The sequence below is a fragment of the Pseudoalteromonas sp. S3260 genome (genome assembly GCF_005886925.1).
Lineage (GTDB): Bacteria > Pseudomonadota > Gammaproteobacteria > Enterobacterales > Alteromonadaceae > Pseudoalteromonas > Pseudoalteromonas tetraodonis.
In genome coordinates, this window is record NZ_PNCV01000007.1 from 17,659 (window position 1) to 40,922 (window position 23,264).

Consider the following 23,264-nt stretch of genomic DNA (forward strand, 5'->3'; position numbering starts at 1 on the left):
ATAAATAGCTCAATAACAAGGTGAGAATATGATGTACCCAGAAAAAGAGCGCTTATTAGCGCTCTTTATCAATTATTAAAGCCCTTGTTCGTCTGCCATTTTCTTAACTATTTGTGGTGCTGTCCACAACGAAGGTAGTAACACAAACGAAACTGGCACCGCAGTGACCACAATAAACGACTGCAAGGCTGAAATCCCGCCCTCGCCTATAGAAATAAGCAACGCCGCCATCACCCCCATCATAATCCCCCAAAACACTCGAATAGAGGTTTGTGGGTGATCGGTACCCGTCATTACCATAGATACCGAGTACGTCATTGAATCACCTGTTGTTGCCACAAAAATAGTGGTCAGTACTAAAAATAACACCGACACAACAAATCCCATAGGTAACTGCTCAGTGATGGCTAACAATGCCGCTGGCAAATTAAGCCCAGCAAAAGGCTCTGATATAACGCCAGGATTATTTAATTCAAAAAATATGCCTGAGCCGCCAACAATAGTAAACCAAAAACACGTGATCACAGGGGCAACCACAGAAATAAGTAAAATCATTTCACGAATAGTACGTCCACGGGATATACGTGCAACGAACATAGCCATTAATGGGCCATAACCTAAAAACCAGCCCCAAAAGAATACAGTCCACCAGTCTAGCCACGGTTTATCGGCACGAAATGTAGCCATAGGAATAAAGTTATCTAAATACAAACCAAAGGAATGAATGTAACTGTCGATAATAAACGCAGTTGGCCCCATTAGTAATATAAACAACATCAGCAACACTGCCAGTACAACATTAAAACGGCTTAGTAGCTGAATACCTTTGGTAACCCCACTTACCGCTGAAAGTGTGTAAATTCCAATTAAGCTAAATAAAATAACCACCTGCGTGGTGTAGGTATCAGGAATGGCAAACAATTTTTCTAGACCAAAACTCACTTGTAAACCTAAAAAACCAATAGGACCAACAGTGCCAGCAACCACAGCGAGTACACAACATGCATCAAGAATAGTACCAAGCGCACCTTTCATTGCGCGATCGCCAAATACCGGGTAAAGCAAAGTGCGCGGTTTAAGCGGTAATCCTTTTTCGTAATGGAGATGCATATAAACAATGCCGGTCAAACTACCTAAAATAGCCCAGGCTAAAAAGCCCCAATGCATAAAGCTTTGTGCAAGAGCGTTGTAGGCGGCATCCTTTGTGCCAGTTTCACCACCAAATAACGGGGGCGGAGAAATAAAGTGTGCCATTGGCTCTGCTGCGGCCCAAAATACACCGCCACCTGCAAGCAAAGTACACATAATTATACTGATCCATTTGAAGGTAGATATTTCAGGGGTTTTTAAACCGCCGAGCACCACTGAACCGGTGCGGCCTACGGCTAAAAATATGCCAATCACAAAGGTTAATAACAGCAGAACTTGCCAAAAGGCGCCAAATATTTTGGTGGAGAAGGCGAAGGCAGAGTTTATCCAATCCGACATCAGTTTTATGTCGTACAGTGCCAGCGCGGCAAATAAAACTAATATACCGCCACTGATTAAAAAAACGGGTATATCAACCCCTTCCAGAAACTTTACTCGGGGAGAGTGTATTTCACCCGACTTTAAAGCTGCTTTCGTGGTATTCATTTATCGCTCCTAATGGTTTTTTACAGTTACCGACATAGCGACATACCATGACATAACCCTAAACCATAGTTACAACGAACGAAAAAGCAACTCAAAAGCAAGTTTCAAGTACCTGTCGTGTTTACGTTTAGATAATGTCACAACAAGTAGACTTATTGCCAATTCCTGACTAGTTTAACGCGTTAAAAACGCTAAACCAATGCCACAGCAATGATTTGTGCAACTGTTACAAAATAGTAAAAAACTCATTACACTTAGCTAGCAAACAAACAAAAAGTATACATTTCTGTTTGAGCTAAAACGCAGTAAGTTAGCAAACGTTACTGCCCAATTAGAGGTTAAACAAAGCGACTTATTGATTGGGGTAACTAAACTTGTCGCCTCAGTTAGTAACAAGCACGATGTTATTGGTGCTCTTTATGCCATTTTAAGTAATTGCTGTGTGTTAATGGTTTTGCAAATAAGAACCCTTGCACTGCGTTTACACCCATAGACTTTAATATATGTAGTTGCTCAGCACTTTCGACCCCTTCGGCTACAATATTAATATCTAAACTATGACCTAAACCAATAATAGACTGAACTATGCTTTGCCCCGATGCGTTATCCAACACTTTATCAATAAAGCTTTTATCTATTTTTAGTTCGTCTATCGGTAAAACACTCAAGTGCTTTAAACACGAGTAGCCGGTACCAAAGTCATCAATTGAAAATACAAATCCCTGCGACTTTAGCTCTTTCATTTGCTTTACCGTACTCATTAAATCACCCGCTAACATGGACTCAGTGATCTCTAATTTAATTTGTGAGGGTAATACATCATACGTCTCAATCGCTTTAAACAATTCTCCTTTTAAAGTAGAAGAATTAAACTGACACTGGCTAATGTTAATAGACACATTAAACTGGTTTTTCAGTACGTCATCAGCTCGCAGCATTTCCAGTAAAATACAAATATCGCGCAATACAATGTTTTGTAACTTTTGAATTAAGCCAAATTGCTCGGCAATCGGAATAAACGAATTAGGAGAGATTAGTCCTTTGGTTGGGTGATTCCATCGTATGAGTGCTTCTGCACCAATAATACTGCCATCAATTGATAATTGAGGCTGAAAGTAAGCACAAAATTCATCACATGCAATCGCTCTGACTATATCTGTTTCAAGCTCAGTTTGATTTTCCAGTAAGGTTTGCAGTGCAGGATCGTAAAAGCTACTACTATTACCGCCTTTCATTTTAGAGCGATACATGGCGGTATCTGCAAATTTTAAAATATTTTCGCTAATGGCATTGGCGTTATTAATTAAACATATACCAATACTGCAGCTTACTTGAAACGCCAAATCCCCTATCTCAAACTTGTCATAAAAAACGCTTTGTACCACTTTAGCCATTAATTCTGATTCAAGACTCGCTTGCTTATGGCTATCTCCTACATTCTCAATGAGAATAATAAATTCATCACCGCCAACGCGGGCAAGGGTATCTGTTGGGTTTAAAACACACGTTAGTCGCTGTGATAGCTCAACCAGTATTTCATCACCGGCATTGTGCCCTAATGAGTCGTTTATACGTTTAAAATTATCTAAATCTAAAAATAAGAGTGCGCCCGTGTGATCAGACTGCTTAATTTGTTCAACATACATACTGAGTTTATCATTGAGCATTCTGCGGTTCGGGAGGTTTGTAAGCGGGTCAAAAAATGCTAACCGTTGCACCTCTTCTTCTGCCGCTTTACGAGTAGAGATATCTCTGGCCATCCATACTACATGTCGCTGAGAGGGATTATTAGGTTGGTAACTTTCAAGCGGGGCTGTTCGTCCTTCAAATGTAAGTTGTTTACCTTTTATATTTAGCTGATACTCAAACACTTGAACTTCATTAGTTTGAAGCGTTTTGGCAATTACCGCCATAATAGGATTAGCATCCTCGGGAGGCATAATATCTCTGACATTACGATTAATCACATGCTCTTGGCTTAAATATAAACTTTCATTAGTAGTGCCGTAAACGTTGGTATACTCCCCTTCTTCACTCAAAATAAGAGTTAGATCGGGAAGTACTTTTGCGAAGGCTTTAAACTTTTCATTACTTTGCTGTAATTCTGCAAGTAACACTTTTGATTTTAGTGACTCTGTGTGCTTTTCTAAAGCAATACTGGTGAAATCAACAAAAAAGTCTATTAACTCTAAATCTTGTGGTGTCGGTGACTTGGCACTGTCATGATAAATTGCAAAAGTGCCTAATATGTCTGATTGGGTTGAAATAATAGGGGTTGACCAGCACGACCTTAAACCATAACTCAATGCCAACGCTTTATAGTTTTCCCATAAGGGTGATGTTGCAATATCTGAGGCTATTACTCGCTTTTTTTCATACACTGCAGTACCGCATGAGCCAACACTGGGGCCGATATGTACGCCATTAATTGCCTCACAGTAACCCTTTGTAATATTAGGCGCCGCACTATGAAATAGCTGTTCACCTTTGAGTGTTAATATAGAGCACTTCGCAGAGGAGTCTTCAATAAGCTCCTCAATAGATAAACAAATATTTTCAAGTACTTCATCAAGTGGCGCACCCAAGGCTATTTTAGATAATATATTTTGTTGCTGAGAAAGCAGCTTTCTGACTCTCATTATTTCAATCAAATTATATTCCTCAACAGTCACTTACGCTAAATGCGCCGCTATATTCTATATAATAATTTATTATAGTCTTTTGACTATACATAATATTGAAATTAGCATCTATGGTAATTTTGTCTATTGCCGAGCATTTTATTTCATTAAGCACTTTCGAAGAGTTCAAAGCAATTGCCCAAGCTAACAATTTATTATCATTCTATTTGAAATACCATTTATTAAATACTTTGTTACTTAAAAGTACTGTTTAAAATCATCAGGCTATTTATAATAGCCAAAAGATAAATAATCGATGAGGTTAGTGTGCAAATAACGCAAGGTATGGAATATTTTTTTTCCGGGTTTAAGTTAATTAGTCAAAAAGGACTAAAACGCTTTGTACTAATCCCCCTACTTATTAATATTTTATTATTTGGTAGCTCCTTATTCTTTTTATTTGGCTGGCTGAGTGATGGCTTTAATGCTGTAAATACCATGCTCCCAGAATGGTTAAGTTGGCTCGAATGGTTAATGTGGCCAATTGCTGTACTGGTGGTGCTGTTTAGTTACAGTATGTTATTTACCGTTATTACTAACTTTATCGCCGCACCTTTTAATGGCTTGCTAAGTGAAAAAGTTGAGCTGTATTTAACTGGTCAAAAAATTAACGACGATGGATTAGCTGATTTAGTCAAAGATGTGCCGCGAATGCTAGGCCGAGAATGGACTAAGCTTTGCTACTACCTCCCGCGCGCTATTGGCTTTTTTATTCTATTGTGGGTGTTACCGGTAATAGGCCAAGTGCTCTGGGTGCTTTTTACCTGCTGGATGTATGCGGTGCAATATAAAGATTATGCTTTTGATAACCACAAAGTTAGCTTCACTCAAATGAAAAATGACTTAAAAAGCAAACAAGGCTTATCTTACGGGTTTGGCTTTGCAGTGATGCTGCTAACCGCTATCCCATTTATAAATTTAATTGTGATGCCTGTGGCAGTGTGCGGCGCTACACGGTTATGGGTTGAGCATTACCGACCACAATATCGTAGTTAAAAAAAATGGGCCTGTTGGCCCATTTTTTATACTCGCTAATCAATTAACTATATAAGCTTTGTGGTACTTTAATTACGTTTAAGTGCACCGTTATCTCTTCACGATCATGGTACAAATGCTTAGCTTGTAATTCATAGCTGATACCGAACTTCGCCATTTCCTCTCTAATCATTTTTAGACATTCATACACACTATCAAAGCGTTTTTTCATCGGTAGTTTTAGATTAAAAATAAGCTCTTTTGCATAGGCGTTTACTGCCCAGTCAATCATCAAGTTAGTTACTTTCGTTGGCTTTTCTACCATATCGCAAACTAACCAGGTTATGTTTCTTTTTTCTGGGCGGTATTTAAAACCATCCTCTCTAAAATGTTTTACTTGCCCTGTTTCCATTAAACTTTCATTCATTGGGCCATTATCTATCGCGCTAACAAACATACCACGGCGAACCAACTGATAAGTCCAACCACCTGGGCAAGCACCTAAATCAACGCTGCGCATCCCAGCTTGTACTCTTGACTCACGCTGCTGCTCAGGAATAAATACATTAAATGCTTCATCTAACTTAAGGGTTGAACGGCTTGGGCCATCGTTTGGCATACGTAAACGCAGAATCCCCATAAAGAAAGGTGAGTTGTTATAGCTATAAGAGTGACCCACATACGCAGTATTATTAGCTAAAAACAGCACATGCATTACTGGACGATTGGCTTTTGGTTCACGCAATACGGTGTTTTGTTTCTCGAGCGCTTTTTTAAGCGGAGTTGATATCTTTTTACAAAAAGTCAGTAACTCCTTGCCCTCATTGGTATCGGGTGTTTCTACTCGTAGTTCAGAGCATAAAGTAAAGTCTTTTGCGGCATCTACAATAGCGCCCACTCTATCCTCTAATGGCATATTTTCTATCAGGTTACCGGCAAACCATTGGCGTGCAAATACCATATTTTTAAAATCAACTTTTTTGATTATTTCGTCGCTGTGCTGCGCTTCAAAACATTCATAAATAACATAACCGGTATTTGGTTTTGCTTTTACATACCCTGCAAACCCTTGCTCGGCGGCGTGAAACGTTATTTCAGCAGCGGCATCGCTTTCAAAACCACTACGACAGTAAATCACAACACTAGACATATTAACCCTTAAACTCTTTAAAACTTAAATCGTGCAACTTGCACTAAAATAACTATCCAACCAATAATAAAACACAGTCCACCTAGAGGTGTAATTGGGCCCAGCCACTTTAAGCCGGTTAAAGCCAGTAAATATAAGCTGCCACTAAATAACAGTGTACCCGCTATAAAAAAACCACCTGCCATGCTTAAGTTAATGCCACACTTTATTAAGATTGCCACTGCAATCAGTGCCAGCCCATGTACCATTTGATACTCGGCGGCGGTTTTAAAAATACCAATAGCGTAATCTGATAAGCGACTTTTTAAACCATGGGCAGCAAATGCGCCCAGTATCACTGAAAGCATACAAAAAAAACTGCCTGCGAGTAAAAATAGTTTAATCATGTTTTTCCTCTTTTACATTCTCAATGGTGCTTTTGATAAAGTTAGCCGCCTGCATTGCTGCAACATTCAGGTTTTGTTGCTCAGTTATACCACTTTTTTTACGTGGTTTTAGTGAGTGGTCACCATCAGTTAACCATATATACTGCGGCTGTTTTGGCATTGCCATTGTGGCAAGCTCTTCACGGGTGCCAAAGGTGTCTCGTTCACCTTGTAGTACTAAAAAAGGACATGGTATGTCTGCAAAGTGATCTGTGCGCAGTTTTTCTGGCTTGCCCGGAGGATGAAACGGATAACCAAACGCAAGCACACCTAAAACAGGATGAGAGGTCGAACAGGCAAGCATCGATGCCATGCGCCCGCCCATTGATTTACCCCCTATAAATAGCGGTAAATTTGCATCAGCTTGAGTCACTATATGTTCAAAATAAGTAAGTAGTTTAGGCGCTCGCTCTGGTGGGCGACGTTTGTTAGTTTGTTTAGCAATTTGCATATATTCAAAATCAAACAAGCCAACGTCAATACCGTACTCACTGAGTTGTTTAGCCATGATTTGCATAAACTCAGAATCACTGCCAGCCCCTGCGCCATGAGCAAATATAAACTGTGCGATTGCCGGTTGCTGACTACTTCTAACCCATTCGATGCTCATTAATATTCTTGCTCCTGCTCAACTAGGCTTAACATCCAATCTTTAAATGACACAATTTTACCTAATTCATTTTGCGACTCACGGATCACCAAATAATAGGCGTTTTTACTTTCTAAACTGTGATTGAACGGGATCACTAAACGTCCTGCATCAATATCTGGTTTTGCTAAAACACTATTACCTATTGCAACACCTTGGCCATGTACCGCAGCTTGCAGCACCATAGATGAATGACTAAAAATAGGCCCTTGGTTAACTTGTACATTACGTACGCCGGCGGTTTTCATCCAGGTTTTCCAGTTTTTACGGGTGGTGTCATGTAGCAAGGTATGGTTTGCTAAATCACTGGGTTGGTTAAGCGCTCTAGGGCCACTCAACAATAATGGGCTACACAGTGGCACTAAGTATTCAGTGTGCAATTTATAAGCTTGTACGCCACTCCAATGACCGCGACCATAATAAATTGAAATATCAACATCGTCTGTTAACGAGTTTTCGTCCTGATCTTGGGCTTTAATTCGCACATCAATTTCAGGGTGTAACTCGTTAAATAAGCTCAATCGAGGAATAAGCCATTGAATCGCAAAGCTCGGGGTTAAACTCACTGTTAGCGAGCCTTTTGCACCACGGGCTAGTAGCTTTTCGGTTGCGTCAATTAGCTGAGTAAAAATCTCTTTAATATCTAAAAAGTAACCTTGGCCTTCTTCGGTTAATAATAACGAGCGATTTTTACGTAAAAACAGCTTTAAGCCTAAATGCTCTTCAAGCGTTTTTATTTGATGACTCACCGCAGCTTGCGTGACATACAACTCTTCTGCGGCTTTAGTAAAGCTTAAATGACGTGCTGCAGCTTCAAAAGCTTTCAGCGCGTTTAATGGAGGAACTCGTCTTGACATGGCAACCAAGCTTAGAATTAGTTTTTCTTATGCGGTGAATTATATACCTATGCTGGGAAAGAGTATATTCAAGCCACAAAAAAAGCGACCTAAGTCGCTTTTTTATGAGTTAATCACTCTTTTATAAATCGCTAGCACTGGTATCAAGCGGAGCAAAGCTTTTGATTAAATCATCAACCGCTTTCATTTGCGATAAGTACCCTTCTAATTTACTCAGTGCTAATGCACAAGGGCCATCACATTTTGCTTCATTTGGATTTGGGTGTGCTTCAATAAATAAGCCTGCAATACCCAGTGCCATGCCACTACGAGCCAGTTCAGCTGCTTGAGCACGACGACCATCGGCTGAGTCTGCTCGACCGCCAGGACGTTGTAGCGCATGAGTTGCATCAAATATAACGGGCGCCATGGTTTTCATATCATCCATACCTAGCATATCAACAACTAGGTTGTTATAACCAAAGCTTGAACCACGTTCACACAAGGCCACATTATTATTGCCCGCTTCATTAAATTTAGTAATGATATGACGCATTTCATGTGGGGCTAAAAACTGTGGCTTTTTCACATTAATAATCGCGCCTGTTTTTGCCATTGCAACCACTAAGTCTGTTTGACGAGCCAAAAATGCCGGTAGCTGAATAACATCAACAACCTCTGCAACCGGTGCTGCTTGATGAGGTTCATGCACATCGGTGATCAGCGGAATATTAAAGGTATTTTTAATCTCTTCAAATATCTTTAAGCCTTCTTCCATGCCCGGACCACGGTAAGAATTGATTGACGAGCGATTGGCTTTATCAAATGACGCCTTAAATACATAAGGAATATTTAATTTAGTGGTCACTTCAACATAATGCTCGGCAATACGCATCGCTAAATCACGAGATTCCAGCACATTCATGCCACCAAATAAAACGAAAGGTTTATCATTTGCCAGTTCTATTTGATTAATATTTATAACTTGGTTGTTCATTTTAATTCCTTATGGTGCAACTGCTTGCATCATTAATCCACAAATATACGCCATATATGTACCTACACCATAGCCTAGTACTGCTAATAAAACGCCGACCGGTGCCAGTGATGGATGAAACGCAGCGGCGACAACAGGAGCCGAGGCCGCGCCACCTACATTGGCCTGAGAGCCAACAGCCATGTAAAATAACGGCGCTTTAATTAGTTTAGCAACAATCAGCATTAAGCTGGCGTGAGTTAGCATCCAAATTGCACCAAGCACAAAATACATTGGTGAATCAAAAATCGCCATCACATTCATATGCAGGCCAATTGATGCTACTAAGATATATAAAAATGCTGATGCCACTTTAGACGAGCCAAAGGCTTCGATATGACGCACTCTAGTGAACGATAAACTAATGCCTATAGTGGTCGATATAACAATAAGCCAAAAGAACTTACTATTTAAACTGTATTCTTTTGCCCATGCATAGTTATTGGCAAAGAACGGTCCTAAAATATCAGCACAAAAATGTGCTAAACCAGTAATACCAAAGGCAATAGCAATAATCATCATGTAATCATTCAGCGTTGGCATACGGGCATGCTCTGCATGGTATTTTTCAACACGCTGTTTTAAATCTTCAATCGCAGTAGTATCGGCCCCCGCTTTGGCATCAATCGCTTTATGGTTAGCCGCCATTAATAATAATACCGCCATCCATAGATTAGCCACAATCACATCGACAGTAACCATAGCAGAGAAGATATCACCGCCAACTTCAAACATCTCTTTCATAGACGCTTGGTTTGCGCCGCCGCCAATCCAGCTGCCCGCAATAGTTGTCATACCGCGCCAAACAGCATCAGGGCCATGTCCACCCACTGCTTCAGGGTAAACGGCACTCATAATTAAAATAGCTAATGGCCCACCAATCACAATACCTGCGGTGCCGGTTAAAAACATAATTAATGCTTTAGGGCCTAGATTAATAATCGCTCTTAAATCAATGCTAATAGTTAGTAAGATTAAACACGCAGGTAATAAATACCGCGAGGCAACGTAATACACACTCGATTGCGAGCCATCAACAATACCAAAGGTATTTAGCAACGATGGTAAAAAATAGCACAGCAATAATGCAGGCACATATTTGTAAAATGTTACAAGCCCTGGGCGCTGACTTGACGAGGTTTTAAAAATAAAGCCTAAAATAATCGCCAGTAAACCTAGTACAACAGCATCATTAGTGATCAAGGCAGTTTGGGGATCAGCCATAACGTTTCCTATTTTTATTTTTAATGGTGGGTTTTATGATTATCTTCAAGTTCTTCGATTTGATGTTGGATGACTTCAATAGCAGGGTCGTCGGGACATTCATCAACAAAAAATTGTAAATCATCTCGTGCCATTTTAGGGCAACCTAGCTGATTTAGTAAATAGCCTCTGTCGCGTCGCTCATAGGGATCATCCCCTAGCATTTCCATTAACAAATCAACGCAAGTTAACGCATGACCAAATTTGTTCTCACTAATAAAAGACCATTTTTGTTGCGCTAAAAATAATTTATATACTTCGTCTTCAAAAATAAGCTCAAGAGGCTCTTGCTCTTGTGCATTATCTTCGTTGGTATTTTCAGGAATGATATACCAGCTTTGTTGACCACTACTTGGCTCAACAATGTACCCTTCATCATCGCTCATTGCGACGTGAATGCCCACTTCGCCTTGAGTTATGCTTACACTAGCATCTAGTTTTGCATGCTGTAAAAAATGGCATAATAAAATAGCTAAGGTCGTGGGTGTACCACTGCGCATAGATAAGGTGTAGCTAATACTGTTTAGCTTGTACTCAGGTACTTTAAGGCTTGACGCACTAAATAACCACTGACTGTAAAAGCAATCAAGTAGTTGTTCTAAACGATCATGTGCATCGCGTGTTTGCGAACAAATAGTCTCTATTTGTTGCTCAAAAGCAGTCAATATTTCAAGACTTGGTGTTAAGTCTATTTGAGGGTCCCATTTAGCTTCTGCTTTAATACAACGATATATTGCCGGTGGCAAAAAGTCATCGTAGGCATCTTCTATATAAGATTCATCGTGTTCATCAAACCCGAGGGTGGTCATTCATACTACAACATTCTAGAAAACGAACACGTAGTTTACCTAATTTTAAGGTTAGATACCAATAATCAGAAATGAAATAAAGAGGCAAGCTTTACACCTGTAGTGTAAAGCTTAAGCAAGTATTGTTAATTACAACAATAGCGGGGCTTTAGCGGTTGCTAAAAAGCCAATAGCTAAGATAACCGCAGTGTTAAACACTAAAAACATAACTTTAGGTAATGTTGTGGTTTGCTTCGCACTAATAATCCCAACGGCGATATAAATAACCACCAGTACAATTTTTTCTAATAGCCAAAGCTGCTCTAATGGGTTTATTTTAGCCATTGCCATTAAACCGATGGCTGAGACAATCAATAAAGTGTCTATACTGTGGCTACCAATAAAAACCAATTTATTTTTGGCAAGGCTGCCACTGCCCATACGAGAAAAAGAACGTACGTAAAATAAAATAATACTCACTAGCGCAATGGCCATGTGTGAGTGTTTTAATGCTAAATAATCCATATGTATTGTTACTTCTGTTTAGTTATGTGTTTTGTCAGGAAAGCGTAAAAGTACCGCTTCGAGGTCTTCAAGTTTATCATTAAATACATCAACAAGTTTAGGGTCAAAATGCGTTCCTTTATTTGCGTTGATCTCCGCAACCGCTTCTTCAAGTGTCCACGCACCTTTATAACAACGTTTATGGCGCAGTGCATCATACACATCGGCCAATGCCACTATGCGAGCAAAAATATCGATACGCTCGCCTTTTAAGCCGCAAGGGTAACCAGACCCATCCCATTTTTCGTGATGTTGCTGTGCAATTAAGGCCCCTGCGCTGACTATTTTACGCGGTGAATCTTTTAAAATGGCGTAGCCTTTACCTGCATGGGTTTTCATAACGTCCCACTCATCACTGTTTAACTTGCCAGGCTTATTTAAAATTGCATCCGGAATACCTATTTTACCCACATCATGTAAAGGCGATGCAAAGCGAATTAAATTCGCTTGCTCTTCAGATAACCCGTAGGCTAATGCTAATTCATAGCAAATATAAGCAACCCGTTTTACATGATTACCCGTTTCGCACGAGCGCTGTTCAACGGCTTCACTTAAACGATAAACAAGCTCTTGTTGTGTGGCTTCAACTTCAGTATGTAACTGCACATTTTCAAATGCCAACTGCACATTTTGAGAAAAAATTTCAATTAGGTTTCGTTGTGTATCCGTCAACTTTGACGGCACACCTGATACAAACAACATTGAATTATGGTTAAATTTACTGCTGCAATAAGCAAACAAATAATCATCTCTGTACACAATTGCTTTGTTAGCAAGGGCCTCTTGGCACGCTAACAGTTGGTCTTCTGCTAGTACGGTTTCTAGCTCTTCTCCCTCGCGCTTAGCAAAATCGCCGGTACCAGAGCAAACAATCAGTTTTTTATTCATCTCCTCTGACGGATTTTGTGCAACTAAGGTGGTGGCATACATGGCTTCATCAGCAACGTTTAGTAAAGAAGTAAGCTGCTGCATCACGCCTTCAATAAAGTTATCCATTGAATGGGTTGCAAAAATATTGCGAGAAGCAGTGATTATTTTTTCTAGGCCTTCACGTGACTGCTCAATAGAAATAATATCGCGATACGAGCGAAGACTTGCCATCATAACGGTGAATAATTTTTGTGCGGTAAGTTCTGTTTTAGATTTGTAGTCATTTATGTCGTAATTGACAATGACTTGACGCTCAGGGGCTTGACCTGGTTGCCCAGTGCGTAAAATGATACGAATGTAATTATTTTTAACGGTATTGCGTATGTATTTCGCGACTTGCAAACCAGCGTCGTCAGTTTCCATAACAACATCGAGTAGGATGATGGCCGCATCAGGATGATCATCAATCAACTTTTTCGCTTCTGCGCCGGAATAAGCACTTATAAACTCCAAGCGTCTATCCTGAAACTTAAAATCACTCAACGCTAAACGTGTAACAGCATGAACCTCGGGTTCGTCATCAACAATTAGAACTTTCCATGTTCCTTGCTCTTCACTTACTACTTCAGGTGGTTGTTCATTTGAAAATAAAAAATCTTCCATCACAAAGAGTTCCTTAAACCATATGCAAACAAACAACGGAGCTATTAAAAATAATTTAAGGCCATTGTCCGAAAGTTACGCGGTCGTTATTACCAAGATCTTTCACTGTGCTTACATTTATAAACGCCATTTGGTTGAATATATGGCGAACAGCTGCACTTTGCTCAAATCCGTGTTCAATTAAAAGATAGCCATTAGAATGTAAATAGTCACGTGATTGTGTAATTATTTGTTTAATATCAGCTAATCCAGCATCATCTGCAACCAATGCAGACAAAGGTTCAAAGCGCACATCGCCTTGATGTAAGTGAACATCGTCATGTTCTATATAGGGAGGGTTGGTTACAATTAGATCAAATTTTTTGTTTTTTAACGCACTAAACCAGTTACTCTGCTCAACAGTCACATTATTAATAGCTAATCGCTCTTGGTTGCGCTTTGCCAACGCTACCGCATCATCAATACGATCAACAGCAATAATATCCCATGAGGGCATTTCGCTCCCAAGTGCCAGTGCTATAGCTCCCGTGCCCGTGCCTAAATCAAGTACTTTCGCGTTTTTAGGCACTTCGCACTCAAGCGCAAGTTCAACTAAGGTTTCCGTATCAGGTCGAGGGATAAGTGTTGTTGGGTTCACTTCAAACTGCAAACTCCAAAATTCACGACAGCCGGTAATATGCGAAACAGGTTCGCCTTGTAAGCGACGTTCACAGGCACGTTGAAATGCCTGATACTGCTCATCTGTGAGCTGTTTTTCAGGCCAAGTAAATAAATAACTTCGTGGCTTTTGTAAAATATTGAGCAGTAAAACTTGTGCATCTAACTTTGCGCTATCACTACTCGATGCTAATAAATTAGCACCTGTAGCAATAGCGTTTTCAACAGAAGGGGTCACGATTAATCGTCGCCCATTGCTGCAAGTAAATCGGCTTGATGCTCTTGCATTAGTGGCTCAACAACGGCGCCTAAATCACCGGCTACCACTTCATTAAGACGATAAAGCGTTAAGTTAATACGGTGATCTGTAATACGACCTTGTGGATAGTTGTATGTACGAATACGCTCAGAACGATCGCCGCTACCAACTAAGTTACGACGTTCTGATGCTTCAGCAGCATGACGCTTTTCATCTTCAGCTTGCTGAAGGCGCGCAGCCAATACCGACATCGCTTTAGCACGGTTTTTATGCTGAGAGCGCTCATCTTGACACTCAACTACTACACCCGTAGGTAAATGGGTAATACGAATGGCAGAGTCGGTTTTATTTACGTGCTGACCACCCGCGCCCGACGCTCTAAAAGTATCAACTTTAATATCGGCAGTATTGATTTCGATGGCTTCTGCTTCTGGTACTTCAGCCATAACAGCTACAGTACATGCTGAGGTATGTACACGGCCTTGAGACTCAGTTTCAGGGACACGTTGTACACGGTGAACGCCTGATTCAAATTTTAATTGCCCGTAAACACCTTCACCGCTGATGTTAGCAATTACTTCTTTGTAGCCGCCATGCTCACCTTCGTTGGTCGTCACAACCTCTACTTTCCATTTTTTTGTTTCTGCGTAACGGCTGTACATTCTGAATAAGTCGCCAGCAAAAATAGCGGCCTCGTCGCCCCCTGTTCCTGCACGAACCTCTAAAAAAACGTTGTTATTGTCTCTCGGATCCTTAGGCAACATGAGCACTTGAATGTCGTCTTCTAAAGTCGAAATTTGTGCTTTTGCTTCTTTATATTCTTCTTGTGCCATTTCGCGCATTTCAGGATCTGAATCTTTTAGCATTTCTTCAGCGCTGCTCAAGTCTTCTTGTGCTTGCTGGTATGCTAAAAACGTTTTCACCACTTCTTCAAGCTCAGAGTATTCTTTTGAAAGAGTACGAAAGCGGTTTTGATCACTAATGACCGATGGGTCACTTAGTAGCGCTTGCACTTCTTCATAGCGCTCAACTAAGGTTTCTAATTTACGATAAACGGACTCTTTCATTTAACTGTTATTCCTGATCTATACCTAACATTTTTTTCAATTGATTTAACTGAGCCACTTCACCTTTTTTCGCTGCATCTTGGATGGCACGGGTAGGCGCGTGCATTAAGCGATTGGTTAATTTATTGGCTAGCTCTAAAATTACTTTTTCTGCATTTTTACCTGTATTTAGCTGGCTTAGGGCCCTATCTACAAGTTCTGCTTTTGTAGTTTGTACATCATTACGGTAGTGGCGAATTAAATCCACTGAATCAAGTGAACGCAGCCACATAAAAAACTCTTTGGTGCGCTCACTAATAATAATTTGTGCTTGTTCTGCCGCTTGCTCACGTGCAGCCATGTTTTCGCTAACAATGGCTTGTAAGTCATCAACAGAATATAAATAAGCGTCGTCAAGCTCTCCGACTTGGCTTTCAATATCGCGTGGTACAGCAATATCTATAAATAGCATAGGCTTATAACGACGTTGTTTCAGTGCTTGTTCCACCACCCCTTTACCAATAATAGGCAAAGTACTGGCGGTGGAGCTAATAACAATATCGGCTTGGTGTAATCGTTCTGGTAATTGTGCCAAGGCAATAACATCTGCTGACACTTCATCCGCTAAGCCGCGAGCGCGTTCTATTGTTCTATTAGCTACCGTTATTTTTTGTGGCTCATTTTGGTATAAATGTTTTGCTACCAGCTCTATGGTTTCACCGGCACCAATGAGTAACACCTTGGTTTTATCCAGCTTTCCATAAATATGCTTTGCTAAATTAACTGCCGCAAAGGCAACCGATACTGCACTGGCACCAATGTTGGTTTCGGTACGAACTTCTTTTGCCACCGAAAACGTTTTTTGAAACAAACGATCAAACGTAACGCCCACCGCATCATGGGTTTTGGCACTATTATAGGCTTGTTTTATTTGCCCTAAAATTTGTGGTTCGCCTAACACCAGCGAGTCAAGCCCACAGGCTACACGCATCAAATGATTTATTGCAGCGCTGTCTTCATGACAGTAGATATTTTTACTCAGTTCATGTTCATCTAAACCATGGAAACTGGCCAACCATTGCAACAATGTTTGGGAATTTTGCTGTGCAAGGCTACAATACACCTCAGTGCGATTACAGGTAGAGACAATAACCGCTTCATTAAAGTCGGCATGGCCACTTAATTGTTGTAGCGCCTCTGAAATTTGCTCAGGCGAAAAGGCCACTTTTTCTCGTAATTCTACGGATGCGGTTTTGTGATTAATACCAAGTGCTATTATGGTCATATCTGCCAAATATTGCTGAGCCCTACTACATAGGCGGCAATTTTATCAAAAATCTCAGGAATATGGAAAGTAAGGAACAACATTTGACTCGACAATATTTGATTTTAACACTGCTATTTGTATTTTTAACCGGCTGCGCAAGTAAAAATAATTACAAAACAGAGCTTTACGAAGACTGGAAGTTACGCCTTGGCGAGCAAAAAACTTGGCAAGTAGACGGTAAACTTGCGTTTATTAGCCCAGATGAGCGCCAATCTGCCAACTTAAATTGGCAACAAACACAAAATAGTAATTATTTAGTGTTAACCACGTTTATTGGCACACGGATTTTATCGCTTAAACAAACCGCAGTCGGCGCCGAATTAATCTTTGATGACCAACCGTATTTTGATAGTAACGCCAGTGCGCTTTTACAACGTTTAACAGGGTTTACTTTACCGGTTAATAACGCAGGCCCATGGTTAAAAGCTACCATTGACGATCACACCTTAGAAATTGATCAGTTAGGGCGTGCTAAAAGCGTGTTATGGTTTGATGATAATGGTAAAAAGTGGCAAATAAGTTACACAAGTTACGTCCAAAAATACGGTTTTTGGTTACCGAATGCTTTAACCTTAACCCATGAAAAGATTAAAATTAAAATCAAACTCTATGACTGGCAGTTTAACTAACTATGCATACTCACACTGAATTTTCGCTGATTGCCCCAGCCAAGCTTAATTTATTTTTACACATTAATGGCCGCCGTGATGATGGTTACCATGAATTAGAAACTTTATTTACGTTTTTAAATTATGGTGACGAGCTTCATTTTGAACTAAGCACGGATACTCTTATAAGTATTAGCGGCGACACCAATGGCATTGCACTAACCGACAATTTGATTTACAAAGCGGCGTTATTATTACAAACCCACTGTAAAGTGGATATGGGTGCAAAAATAAATTTAACTAAACGCTTACCCATGGGTGGAGGTGTTGGAGGCGGTTCATCCGATGCTGCATCAACACTTTTAGCCCTTAATACGCTTTGGAATACAGCCCTATCTTTAGATGAACTGGCTGATTTAGGCCTGAAACTCGGTGCTGATGTACCTGTATTCATTAAAGGTAAAAGTGCCATAGCACATGGCATTGGAGAGCAATTAGAGTACCTAGAACTGCCGCCGAAGTGGTATTGTGTTGTCTTCCCAAATCAACATGTCAGCACAGCACAAATATTTACTCACCCTGATTTAAAACGTGATACACCAAAACTTTCTGGCGACTGGCAACAGCAAATTTTAACCAACGATTGTGAGCCTTTAGTGAAAAAGCTGTGCCCCGAGGTTGAAAAAACCCTGCAGTGGTTGCTAAAATACGCTCCATCAAAGATGACCGGAACAGGTTCATGTTGTTTTGTTGAATTTGCTAGCCAAGTTCAAGCACAAGATGTACTTGCTAACCTCCCCCATACTTGGCAGGGTTTTATCGCATCCAGCGTTAGTACCTCTCCTGCTCATACGGAGTTAGCCGCCATCATTGATAAATGAAGTAACGTACAAGTAATCATAAGTTAACCTACTTTGTTCACTCAATGTAAGTTAGTCCAAAAATTCAGTGCCTGAGGAACCCTACCGTGCCTGACATGAAGCTCTTCGCTGGTAACGCAACACCTGACCTAGCTCAAAAAGTTGCAAAACGTTTATATATTGAATTAGGCGATGCTGTTGTTGGCCGTTTTAGTGACGGTGAGATCAGTGTTCAAATTAATGAAAATGTTCGTGGCTCGGATGTTTTTATCTTGCAATCAACCTGTGCCCCTACTAACGATAACCTGATGGAACTTATCGTTATGGTTGATGCGTTACGCCGTGCATCTGCCGGTCGTATCACTGCTGTTATCCCTTATTTTGGTTATGCTCGTCAAGATCGTCGCGTACGCTCTGCCCGTGTACCAATTACAGCTAAAGTGGTTGCGGATTTCTTATCAAGTGTAGGTGTTGACCGCGTTCTTACGGTTGATTTACACGCTGAGCAAATCCAAGGCTTCTTTGATGTACCAGTGGATAACGTATTTGGTAGCCCTGTACTATTAGAAGATATGAAAAACCGCGACTTTGATGACGTGGTTGTTGTATCACCTGATATTGGTGGCGTGGTGCGTGCCCGTGCAATTGCAAAACTATTAAACGATACCGACCTAGCTATTATTGATAAACGTCGCCCTCAAGCTAACGTTTCTCAAGTAATGCACATTATTGGTGACGTTGAAGGCCGCGATTGTATTATTGTTGATGACATGATTGATACCGGTGGTACATTGTGTAAAGCAGCTGAAGCTCTTAAAGAGCATGGTGCTAAACGTGTATTTGCTTACGCTACTCACCCTATTCTTTCTGGTACAGCTGCAGAAAACTTACGTAACTCTGTGATTGACGAAGTGATTGTAACTGACTCAATTCCACTGTCTGACGAACTAAAAGCGCTTGATATTGTTAAAGTATTAACGCTTGCAGATATGTTAGCAGAGACTATTCGTCGCATTAGCAACGAAGAATCTATCTCGGCAATGTTTGAACACTAAAGTTAAACATTAATGAGTATAAAAGCGCCTTTTGGCGCTTTTTTTGTAAGCGATGTTTATTTTATAAACCCGCAGTGGTATGATAGCGCGCCTTTTGGCTAGGGACCTTGGTCGCAAAGGCCCTAACACTTTTAATTATTGGAGACATCATGTCTAACACAACTTATACTTATGACGCTGAACTTCGCGTAGAAACTGGTACTGGTGCGAGCCGCCGCCTACGTCGCGAAGACAAAGTGCCGGCAATCCTTTATGGAGCTGATAAAGAAGCGGTATCGCTTACTTTTGCTCATAAAGATATGATCAAAGCACAAGAAGACGAAGGCTTTTACACTCACATCCTTACATTAAATGTAGGTGGCGAGAAAGTTGAAGCAATCTTAAAAGATATCCAACGTCACCCTTTCAAGCCTAAGCTTACTCACCTTGATTTCCAACGTGTAGACGCAACTCATAAACTAGTAACTAAGGTTCCTTTACACTTCATCGGTGAAGAGAAAGTAACTAAGTTAGGTGCAACTGTTGTTCACCAGTTAACTGAAGTTGAGATTTCTTGTCTTCCTAAGTCACTTCCAGAATTCATCGAAGTAGACGTATCTGATCTTGTTGCTGGTGATTCAATCCACCTTACAGATCTTGCGTTCCCTAAAGGTGTTCAATCTGTTGAGCTTGGTAAAGGCGAAGGCCACGATCAGTCTATCGTTACTATCAAAGCTAACAAAGCAGCTCCAACTGAAGACGACGCTTCAGACGCTGCAGAATAATATTTAAGGTCTCGCACCTTGAATTCTATTCAAATGCTTGTGGGCCTGGCTAATCCGGGCCCCGAATACGCAAATACACGCCACAACGCAGGTGCTTGGTTCATTCAAGAACTCGCTGCACGCTACAACTGCACGCTAAAACACGACCCTAAATATCACGGCCTTACTGGCAAAGTGATTATTCAAGGCAAAGAATTCAAATTACTGATCCCCACCACTTACATGAACTTAAGTGGCAAAGCGGTGAGTAGTTTAGCCAATTTTTTTAAAATTCCCGTGGAAGACATACTTGTTGCCCATGATGAATTGGATTTAGACCCGGGCGTTGCTAAATTAAAAAAAGGCGGCGGACATGGCGGTCATAATGGCTTAAAAGACATTATTGCAAAAATGGCAAATCAAAAAGACTTTATGCGCTTACGCATAGGTGTAGGTCATCCAGGACATCGCGAAATGGTCACCGGTTGGGTGCTTGGTAAAGCAGCCAAAGACGATCAAGAAAAAATGGATGCCGCAGTTGATGAAGCAGTTCGTTGTATGGAAATACTTGCTAAAGACGGTGTGTTAAAAGCACAAAACAGACTACATTCGTTTAAACCCTAATTTTTGGGTATACGGTCGCACGTATTAAACGAATCTAAACAAGGTATCTTACTATGGGTTTTAAATGTGGCATCGTTGGCTTGCCTAATGTTGGTAAATCAACACTTTTCAATGCATTGACTAAAGCGGGTATTGAAGCCGCTAACTTTCCTTTTTGTACCATTGAACCTAATACAGGTGTGGTACCGGTGCCAGATCCTCGCCTAGACGAACTTGCTAAAATTGTTAACCCACAACGTATTCTTACAACCAGTATGGAATTTGTGGATATTGCAGGTTTAGTTAAAGGTGCATCGAAAGGTGAAGGCCTAGGCAATCAGTTTTTAGCAAATATCCGTGAAACAGATGCGATTGGCCATGTAGTTCGTTGTTTTGAAGATGAAAACGTTATTCACGTTGCTGGTACTATCGACCCTGCTGACGATATTGACGTGATCAACACCGAGCTAGTACTTGCTGATATGGACAGTGCTGATAAAGCAATGTTCCGTAATGCAAAAAAAGCAAAAGGTGGCGATAAAGACGCTAAAGAGCAAAATGCGGTACTTGAAAAAGTAAAAGTGCATCTTGATGAAGGCTTAACTTTACGTTCTTTAGCGCTAACAAAAGAAGAAAAAGCAGCCATTGCGCCTATTAACTTCTTAACTATCAAGCCAACTATGTATATTGCTAACGTGGCTGAAGACGGATTTGAAAATAACCCATTGCTAGATCGTGTACGTGAAATAGCGGCTGCTGAAGATGCGGTTGTTGTACCTGTGTGTGCAGCTATCGAATCTGAGCTATCAGAGCTTGACGAAGAAGACAAATTAGAGTTTATGGCTGACCTTGGTCTTGAAGAGCCAGGACTTAACCTTGTTATTCGTGGTGGCTATGAGCTACTACACTTGCAAACTTACTTTACTGCGGGTGTAAAAGAAGTACGTGCATGGACTATTCCAGTGGGTGCAACTGCACCACAAGCAGCGGGTAAAATTCATACCGACTTTGAACGTGGCTTTATCCGCGCACAAACAATTGCTTTTGATGACTTTATTGCATTTAAAGGTGAAAGCGGTGCAAAAGAAGCAGGTAAAATGCGTCAAGAAGGTAAAGAATACATTGTTAAAGATGGCGATGTAATGAACTTCTTGTTCAACGTATAATTAATCACTGCGCCACCTTGAGTGGCTAATTGTTTTGAAAGGCTCGTTTTTACGGGCCTTTTTTATTTTCAGCCGAATAAAAACAATAATTAGTCTACTTTTACCATAAGCTCAGAATTGTAAAACAAAGCTATAATTACAATGCCCCGCTGATAAAGAGTGTTAAAAAAGCAACGTTTTAATTAAAAAGTAGCCGGTTAGCCTATTTTTCCTGCAAACAAACCAACTTAAGTGTTTTTTTGCAAAAAAGGTGTTGACGAATTTGGGGCATATCAGCATAATACGCCCCGCACTCAGCGATGAAGTGTTAACAAAAAAGATGGCTAAGTAGCTCAGCTGGTTAGAGCACATCACTCATAATGATGGGGTCACAGGTTCAAATCCCGTCTTAGCCACCATTTATTTTTTGTTGCTCAATGAAGAGTTTAAAATAACTACCATTTCTTTGATTAATTCAAAGTGATAATGCGGGAGTGGCGGAATTGGTAGACGCGCTGGATTTAGGTTCCAGTATCTTAGGATGTGAGAGTTCAAGTCTCTCCTTCCGCACCATATTCTTGATAAGAATTAAAACTATCAATTGTTATTGTTGGGATATCGCCAAGCGGTAAGGCACCAGGTTTTGATCCTGGCATTCCCAGGTTCAAATCCTGGTATCCCAGCCAACAATGGCTAAGTAGCTCAGCTGGTTAGAGCACATCACTCATAATGATGGGGTCACAGGTTCAAATCCCGTCTTAGCCACCATTTCTTTTTTAGAAGTGGCTCTGCAAGAGTTAAATTGCAACTCAATGAAGAGTTTAAAATAACTACCATTTCTTTGATTAATTCAAAGTGATAATACAGGAGTTGCGGAATTGGCGGTTGTCTTGAATTAGACGCTGGATTTAGGTTCCAAAACAGTATTACCTGTATACTCGATGCGGGAGTGGCGGAATTGGTAGACGCGCTGGATTTAGGTTCCAGTATCTTAGGATGTGAGAGTTCAAGTCTCTCCTTCCGCACCATATTCTTTGATAAGAATTAAAATTATCAGCAATTTCTTAGTTGGGATATCGCCAAGCGGTAAGGCACCAGGTTTTGATCCTGGCATTCCCAGGTTCAAATCCTGGTATCCCAGCCAACTTCTTCTACCAAAGAATGTTGAATTAAGAAATACTCTGTTAGGAGTATAAACATAAATTTGTATGCGGGAGTGGCGGAATTGGTAGACGCGCTGGATTTAGGTTCCAGTATCTTAGGATGTGAGAGTTCAAGTCTCTCCTTCCGCACCACATTCTTGATAAGAATTAAAATTATCAGCAATTTCTTAGTTGGGATATCGCCAAGCGGTAAGGCACCAGGTTTTGATCCTGGCATTCCCAGGTTCAAATCCTGGTATCCCAGCCAACATTCTTCTACCAAA

At 40.6% G+C, this 23,264-nt stretch carries 21 protein-coding genes and 8 tRNA genes; 15 read left to right on the forward strand and 14 right to left on the reverse strand.

All coding sequences use genetic code 11. The features are described from left to right. Positions 1 to 75 precede the first annotated feature (75 nt). Together CWC14_RS01045 and CWC14_RS01050 are read right to left on the reverse strand one after the other, a co-directional pair. Entirely contained in the window at positions 76 to 1,635 is a 1,560-nt protein-coding gene (locus CWC14_RS01045; protein ID WP_138560785.1) for a BCCT family transporter, read from the reverse strand. Positions 1,636 to 2,039: 404 nt separating this feature from the next. Beyond that, positions 2,040 to 4,286 (reverse strand): putative bifunctional diguanylate cyclase/phosphodiesterase, encoded by a 2,247-nt coding sequence (locus CWC14_RS01050; protein WP_138560787.1) that lies wholly within the window; start codon positions 4,284 to 4,286, stop codon positions 2,040 to 2,042. Positions 4,287 to 4,601: 315 nt separating this feature from the next. On the opposite strand from CWC14_RS01050, the gene cysZ reads away from it, so the two are divergent. Next, a complete protein-coding gene (cysZ, locus tag CWC14_RS01055; protein WP_282454259.1) occupies positions 4,602 to 5,312 on the forward strand; it encodes a sulfate transporter CysZ in 711 nt (236 codons plus the stop codon). Positions 5,313 to 5,355: 43 nt separating this feature from the next. Here the strand turns inward: cysZ and rlmM are convergent, their stop codons facing one another. The 12 genes from rlmM to hemA all read right to left on the reverse strand — a co-directional run bounded on the left by rlmM (position 5,356) and on the right by hemA (position 16,782). Beyond that, positions 5,356 to 6,441, reverse strand: coding sequence for a 23S rRNA (cytidine(2498)-2'-O)-methyltransferase RlmM (rlmM, locus tag CWC14_RS01060; protein ID WP_055013323.1), 1,086 nt, complete (start codon positions 6,439 to 6,441; stop codon positions 5,356 to 5,358). Between the two features lie 17 nt (positions 6,442 to 6,458). Continuing rightward, positions 6,459 to 6,827, reverse strand: a complete 369-nt coding sequence (locus CWC14_RS01065; RefSeq protein WP_171036811.1) for a DUF423 domain-containing protein — start codon at positions 6,825 to 6,827, stop codon at positions 6,459 to 6,461. After that, positions 6,820 to 7,476: an alpha/beta family hydrolase gene (locus tag CWC14_RS01070; RefSeq protein ID WP_138560789.1), complete on the reverse strand. Its 657-nt coding sequence runs from the start codon at positions 7,474 to 7,476 to the stop codon at positions 6,820 to 6,822. Before CWC14_RS01070 ends, CWC14_RS01065 begins: the two co-directional genes overlap by 8 nt. After that, entirely contained in the window at positions 7,476 to 8,372 is an 897-nt protein-coding gene (locus tag CWC14_RS01075) for a transcriptional regulator GcvA (protein ID WP_008115185.1), read from the reverse strand. Before CWC14_RS01075 ends, CWC14_RS01070 begins: the two co-directional genes overlap by 1 nt. Before the next feature lie 121 nt (positions 8,373 to 8,493). Next, positions 8,494 to 9,348 carry a 3-deoxy-8-phosphooctulonate synthase gene (gene kdsA / locus CWC14_RS19370; protein WP_054202475.1) on the reverse strand — a complete coding sequence of 285 codons (855 nt, stop codon included), beginning with the start codon at positions 9,346 to 9,348 and terminating at the stop codon, positions 8,494 to 8,496. 9 nt (positions 9,349 to 9,357) lie between these two features. Beyond that, complete coding sequence (locus CWC14_RS19375) at positions 9,358 to 10,611, reverse strand: DUF819 family protein (protein WP_010388358.1); 1,254 nt, start codon at positions 10,609 to 10,611, stop codon at positions 9,358 to 9,360. A 20-nt stretch (positions 10,612 to 10,631) separates the two neighbouring features. Next, complete coding sequence (locus tag CWC14_RS01085; RefSeq protein ID WP_010388352.1) at positions 10,632 to 11,459, reverse strand: tetratricopeptide repeat protein; 828 nt, start codon at positions 11,457 to 11,459, stop codon at positions 10,632 to 10,634. 129 nt (positions 11,460 to 11,588) lie between these two features. Further along, entirely contained in the window at positions 11,589 to 11,963 is a 375-nt protein-coding gene (locus tag CWC14_RS01090) for a SirB2 family protein (RefSeq protein WP_138560791.1), read from the reverse strand. A gap of 18 nt (positions 11,964 to 11,981) precedes the next feature. Next, positions 11,982 to 13,535 carry a DUF3369 domain-containing protein gene (locus CWC14_RS01095; RefSeq protein WP_138560821.1) on the reverse strand — a complete coding sequence of 518 codons (1,554 nt, stop codon included), beginning with the start codon at positions 13,533 to 13,535 and terminating at the stop codon, positions 11,982 to 11,984. A 55-nt stretch (positions 13,536 to 13,590) separates the two neighbouring features. Beyond that, positions 13,591 to 14,430, reverse strand: coding sequence for a peptide chain release factor N(5)-glutamine methyltransferase (gene prmC / locus CWC14_RS01100; RefSeq protein WP_138560793.1), 840 nt, complete (start codon positions 14,428 to 14,430; stop codon positions 13,591 to 13,593). 2 nt (positions 14,431 to 14,432) lie between these two features. Beyond that, complete coding sequence (gene prfA, locus CWC14_RS01105; RefSeq protein ID WP_010388346.1) at positions 14,433 to 15,518, reverse strand: peptide chain release factor 1; 1,086 nt, start codon at positions 15,516 to 15,518, stop codon at positions 14,433 to 14,435. A 7-nt stretch (positions 15,519 to 15,525) separates the two neighbouring features. Continuing rightward, positions 15,526 to 16,782, reverse strand: a complete 1,257-nt coding sequence (hemA, locus tag CWC14_RS01110) for a glutamyl-tRNA reductase (RefSeq protein ID WP_171036812.1) — start codon at positions 16,780 to 16,782, stop codon at positions 15,526 to 15,528. Between the two features lie 83 nt (positions 16,783 to 16,865). Here hemA and lolB point away from each other — a divergent pair, with 83 nt between their 5' ends. The 14 genes from lolB (at position 16,866) to CWC14_RS01180 (ending at position 23,248) form a co-directional block, all read left to right on the forward strand. Then, complete coding sequence (lolB, locus tag CWC14_RS01115) at positions 16,866 to 17,453, forward strand: lipoprotein insertase outer membrane protein LolB (RefSeq protein ID WP_028834962.1); 588 nt, start codon at positions 16,866 to 16,868, stop codon at positions 17,451 to 17,453. Between the two features lie 2 nt (positions 17,454 to 17,455). After that, on the forward strand, positions 17,456 to 18,313 hold the full coding sequence (ispE, locus tag CWC14_RS01120; protein ID WP_138560797.1) for a 4-(cytidine 5'-diphospho)-2-C-methyl-D-erythritol kinase: 858 nt from the start codon (positions 17,456 to 17,458) through the stop codon (positions 18,311 to 18,313). Positions 18,314 to 18,399: 86 nt separating this feature from the next. Next, the gene (locus CWC14_RS01125) at positions 18,400 to 19,347 is read left to right on the forward strand and encodes a ribose-phosphate pyrophosphokinase (protein ID WP_008115168.1); all 948 of its coding nucleotides are present in this window, start codon (positions 18,400 to 18,402) and stop codon (positions 19,345 to 19,347) included. 149 nt (positions 19,348 to 19,496) lie between these two features. Continuing rightward, the gene (locus CWC14_RS01130) at positions 19,497 to 20,111 is read left to right on the forward strand and encodes a 50S ribosomal protein L25/general stress protein Ctc (protein ID WP_013465331.1); all 615 of its coding nucleotides are present in this window, start codon (positions 19,497 to 19,499) and stop codon (positions 20,109 to 20,111) included. An 18-nt stretch (positions 20,112 to 20,129) separates the two neighbouring features. Continuing rightward, a complete protein-coding gene (gene pth / locus CWC14_RS01135; protein ID WP_008467968.1) occupies positions 20,130 to 20,714 on the forward strand; it encodes an aminoacyl-tRNA hydrolase in 585 nt (194 codons plus the stop codon). 53 nt (positions 20,715 to 20,767) lie between these two features. Next, positions 20,768 to 21,859 carry a redox-regulated ATPase YchF gene (ychF, locus tag CWC14_RS01140; RefSeq protein ID WP_008467970.1) on the forward strand — a complete coding sequence of 364 codons (1,092 nt, stop codon included), beginning with the start codon at positions 20,768 to 20,770 and terminating at the stop codon, positions 21,857 to 21,859. Between the two features lie 321 nt (positions 21,860 to 22,180). Continuing rightward, positions 22,181 to 22,257: transfer RNA gene (locus CWC14_RS01145), tRNA-Met, on the forward strand. A gap of 69 nt (positions 22,258 to 22,326) precedes the next feature. After that, positions 22,327 to 22,411: transfer RNA gene (locus tag CWC14_RS01150), tRNA-Leu, on the forward strand. Positions 22,412 to 22,449: 38 nt separating this feature from the next. Next, positions 22,450 to 22,524, forward strand: a tRNA-Gln gene (locus tag CWC14_RS01155). Between the two features lie 5 nt (positions 22,525 to 22,529). Beyond that, positions 22,530 to 22,606 (forward strand) — tRNA-Met (locus CWC14_RS01160). A gap of 175 nt (positions 22,607 to 22,781) precedes the next feature. Further along, positions 22,782 to 22,866 (forward strand) — tRNA-Leu (locus CWC14_RS01165). Between the two features lie 41 nt (positions 22,867 to 22,907). Then, positions 22,908 to 22,982: transfer RNA gene (locus tag CWC14_RS01170), tRNA-Gln, on the forward strand. 66 nt (positions 22,983 to 23,048) lie between these two features. Next, positions 23,049 to 23,133 (forward strand) — tRNA-Leu (locus CWC14_RS01175). Between the two features lie 40 nt (positions 23,134 to 23,173). After that, positions 23,174 to 23,248 (forward strand) — tRNA-Gln (locus CWC14_RS01180). Positions 23,249 to 23,264: the final 16 nt, after the last annotated feature.

What these genes read in the sequence shown, in the direction of transcription:
- CWC14_RS01085 (WP_010388352.1), bottom strand. Translation starts at nt 11,459, where the DNA reads ATGACCACCCTCGGGTTTGATGAACACGATGAATCTTATATAGAAGAT.
- ychF (WP_008467970.1), top strand. Translation starts at nt 20,768, where the DNA reads ATGGGTTTTAAATGTGGCATCGTTGGCTTGCCTAATGTTGGTAAATCA.
- CWC14_RS01045 (WP_138560785.1), bottom strand. Translation starts at nt 1,635, where the DNA reads ATGAATACCACGAAAGCAGCTTTAAAGTCGGGTGAAATACACTCTCCC.
- cysZ (WP_282454259.1), top strand. Translation starts at nt 4,602, where the DNA reads ATGGAATATTTTTTTTCCGGGTTTAAGTTAATTAGTCAAAAAGGACTA.
- CWC14_RS01095 (WP_138560821.1), bottom strand. Translation starts at nt 13,535, where the DNA reads ATGGAAGATTTTTTATTTTCAAATGAACAACCACCTGAAGTAGTAAGT.
- rlmM (WP_055013323.1), bottom strand. Translation starts at nt 6,441, where the DNA reads ATGTCTAGTGTTGTGATTTACTGTCGTAGTGGTTTTGAAAGCGATGCC.
- hemA (WP_171036812.1), bottom strand. Translation starts at nt 16,782, where the DNA reads ATGACCATAATAGCACTTGGTATTAATCACAAAACCGCATCCGTAGAA.
- CWC14_RS01130 (WP_013465331.1), top strand. Translation starts at nt 19,497, where the DNA reads ATGTCTAACACAACTTATACTTATGACGCTGAACTTCGCGTAGAAACT.
- CWC14_RS19375 (WP_010388358.1), bottom strand. Translation starts at nt 10,611, where the DNA reads ATGGCTGATCCCCAAACTGCCTTGATCACTAATGATGCTGTTGTACTA.
- CWC14_RS01065 (WP_171036811.1), bottom strand. Translation starts at nt 6,827, where the DNA reads ATGATTAAACTATTTTTACTCGCAGGCAGTTTTTTTTGTATGCTTTCA.
- CWC14_RS01090 (WP_138560791.1), bottom strand. Translation starts at nt 11,963, where the DNA reads ATGGATTATTTAGCATTAAAACACTCACACATGGCCATTGCGCTAGTG.
- kdsA (WP_054202475.1), bottom strand. Translation starts at nt 9,348, where the DNA reads ATGAACAACCAAGTTATAAATATTAATCAAATAGAACTGGCAAATGAT.
- CWC14_RS01075 (WP_008115185.1), bottom strand. Translation starts at nt 8,372, where the DNA reads ATGTCAAGACGAGTTCCTCCATTAAACGCGCTGAAAGCTTTTGAAGCT.
- prfA (WP_010388346.1), bottom strand. Translation starts at nt 15,518, where the DNA reads ATGAAAGAGTCCGTTTATCGTAAATTAGAAACCTTAGTTGAGCGCTAT.
- ispE (WP_138560797.1), top strand. Translation starts at nt 17,456, where the DNA reads ATGCATACTCACACTGAATTTTCGCTGATTGCCCCAGCCAAGCTTAAT.
- CWC14_RS01070 (WP_138560789.1), bottom strand. Translation starts at nt 7,476, where the DNA reads ATGAGCATCGAATGGGTTAGAAGTAGTCAGCAACCGGCAATCGCACAG.